Origin of the sequence: Streptomyces sp. adm13(2018), assembly GCF_008042145.1 — a bacterium.
Classification (GTDB): Bacteria; Actinomycetota; Actinomycetes; order Streptomycetales; family Streptomycetaceae; genus Streptomyces.
Genome location: NZ_RDBH01000131.1, coordinates 1 through 2,604 on the forward strand (window position 1 = coordinate 1; position 2,604 = coordinate 2,604).

Annotated in this window: 3 protein-coding genes; 1 reads left to right on the forward strand and 2 read right to left on the reverse strand. The window is 75.7% G+C overall.

Annotation, left to right across the window (positions count from 1 at the left end; genetic code table 11):
• Both EAO70_RS26165 and EAO70_RS26170 read right to left on the reverse strand, forming a co-directional pair.
• Nucleotides 1–757, reverse strand: a 757-nt coding sequence (locus EAO70_RS26165; RefSeq protein ID WP_148005371.1) for a tyrosine-protein phosphatase, incomplete at its 3' end; no start/stop codon positions are given.
• A 133-nt stretch (nucleotides 758–890) separates the two neighbouring features.
• Entirely contained in the window at nucleotides 891–1,892 is a 1,002-nt protein-coding gene (locus tag EAO70_RS26170; protein WP_148005372.1) for an NAD-dependent epimerase/dehydratase family protein, read from the reverse strand.
• 154 nt (nucleotides 1,893–2,046) lie between these two features.
• On the opposite strand from EAO70_RS26170, the gene EAO70_RS26175 reads away from it, so the two are divergent.
• Nucleotides 2,047–2,604, forward strand: a 558-nt coding sequence (locus EAO70_RS26175; RefSeq protein WP_148005373.1) for a hypothetical protein, incomplete at its 3' end; no start/stop codon positions are given.

Sequence of the window (2,604 nt, forward strand, 5' to 3'; positions counted from 1 at the left end):
CCCCGTCCGGGACCCCGAGCCCCTCCCGCACGTACCGCTCCATCGACCCGTGCCGCACCGCCACCTCGTCCAAGGCCGCGTCCAGGTACCCCGGCAGGACGCCGATCAGGTCGAGCGCCAGATCCGGGTTGCCGCCCTGCGCCGTGAACCCCTCGATCAGCGGCGCGAACGCCTGCCGTACCGCCGTGTTGACCGACAGGTACTCCTCCCGCACCGTCTCCTCGTCCGCGCCGAGCAGCGACAGCACCACCGTCGCCGCCCACCCCGTCCGGTCCTTGCCCGCCGTGCAGTGGAAGAGCAGCGGACCGGCGTCCGGAGCGGCCAGCTCGGTCAGCAGGACGCGGTAGGCGGCCCGGGCGGACTCCCCGGAGACGAACGTCCGGTACGTCCGCGCGAAGGCCTCCCGCACCCGGCCCGCGCCCAGGTGCTCCTCGGCGAGCGCCGGATCGGACAGCAGCTCCTTCAGCCGGGCCGCGGGAGGCAGCCCGCTGATCGCCAGATGGTCGGCGAGCACGTCCGCGACCAGACCCCGCGCACCGGGCGGCAGCCGGTCGGGCCGCTCGTCACGCTCGACGTCCGTACGGAGGTCGACGACCGTACGGAGGCCCAGCGCGGCGACGGCGGGGTCGGCCGGGTCGAGCCGGTCGAGCTGGGCGGAGCGCAGCACGAGCCCGGGACGGACCGAACGGCCCGCGGCGAGCGGCAGACCTCCCAGGTCGCGGAGGTTGGCGACGGAGGCGGCGGGGATGGCGGGCATGACGTCGACTCCTCCGGTACGAACGCTCTTCGTGTCGACCGTAAGGGAACATCCCGCTCCCAGCAGTCCAGGCCACCCGCCGCGCCCGCCGGACTTCGCCGCACCCGTCACGGGACTCCCCCCACCCCGGGCCTCACCCCTTCGCGAGCGCCGCCAGCACCTCCGCCTCCCGCTCCGGGGACAAGCCGACCCGCGGCCGGTCCGGCCGCTGGGGAGCGGTCCCGCCGACCGACTCCAACCACGCCCAGGTGTCCGCGACCGTCTCCGCCGCCGACCGGCAGCGCAGCCCCGCCCCGAGCGCCCGGGACACGTCGGCGGTGTGCATCGCGTCGTACATCTCGCCCGGCGGCAGCCACACGGGCAGCTCCGACCACGGCTCGACCCCCGCCCCGACCAGCGCCTCCGGCGCGGTCCAGCACAGTTCGGCGCCCGAACCGGTGACCTCCACGCACGCGTCGAGCAGCTCGCCCATCGTCACGTGACCCGGCGGCGACACGAGGTTGTACGGCCCCGAAAGCCCCGCGGCCACCGCGTCGAGCGTCCACTCGGCGAGGTCCCGCACGTCGACGTACTGCACCGGCTGATCCGCCGGCCCGGGCGCGAGGACCGGGCCGCCCTCCGCGATCCGGCCCAGCCACCAGGGGAGCCGGCCCACGTTCTCGTACCGCCCGAGGATGAGGCCCGCCCGGACGAGCAGCGTCCGGTCCGCGCCGAACGCGGCGGTCGCCGCGAGCTCCCCGCCCCGCTTGGCCTCGGCGTACGGCACGTCCCCGTCGTCGGCGGAACCCTCCACCAGCGGACCGTCCTCGCCGAGCCCGGCCGCCGGCGGCCACGCGTACACCGACCGGCTCGACACGTACGCGTACCGCTCGACCCGGCCCGCGAGCAGCCGCGCCACGTCCCGCACCGCGGACGGCGCCGCCGACCAGGTGTCCACCACGGCGTCCCAGGACCCCGTGGCGAGCGCCGCGAGGCCCTCGGGGCCGGTCGTCCGGTCCCCGATCAGCGAGGCGACCCCCGCGGGCGCCGCATGCCGGCCGCGATGGAAGACCGTCACCTCCCAGCCCCGGTCGAGCGCCGCCTCGACGACCGCGCGGCCGACGAACTCCGTACCTCCGAGCATCAGTAGTCTCATGATCGGAGCGTGCCCGGCGAGGACGCCCGGGACCAGGGCCTTTCGCTGCCGGAGGATTCCGCCACGGGAGAAGGACCATCGGCCCGGGAGGAACGTCACCGGTTCGGGAGGGGGGTCTCGTCCACCGGGGAACGGGGTGGCACCATGACGGGCGATGACGGATGCCCGGTCGCCCCTGCGCGCCCTGAGAGCCGCCCTCTTCGCGGTGGTGTGCGTGACGCTGGCCGCGGTGGGGCACTCCTCCATGTCCGCGCATCAGCTCCCCCCGCTCGCCCTGCTCGGCGCCTTCGCGCTGACGGCCGCCGCCGCGTGGGCCGCCGCGGGCCGACGCCGGGGCGCCGGGGCGATCGCGGGCGCGCTGTTCGTCCTCCAGGGAGCCCTGCACCTGCTGTTCTCCCTGGCCGGTTCCCACGCGGGCGACACGGGCCACCCGGCGACCCCGCACGACCCGGCCGGCATGCATGACACGCACGCCATGCACGGCATGCACGCGATGACGAACACCGTCACCCACGGCACGTCCCCGGCCCCGCACACACCCCTGCCGGAAGCCATGTCCACGGGTATGGACATGACCTCGGGGATGCTCGCCGCCCACCTCCTCGCCGCACTCCTCTGCGGCCTCTGGCTGGCCCACGGCGAAGCCGCCTTCCTCACCCTCGCCCGCGCCGCCCTCGCCCACGCCTTCACCCCCCTGCGCCTGCTCCTCACC

Excerpts from the sequence above, each read along its gene's own strand:
- EAO70_RS26170 (WP_148005372.1), bottom strand. The coding sequence starts at position 1,892 with ATGAGACTACTGATGCTCGGAGGTACGGAGTTCGTCGGCCGCGCGGTC.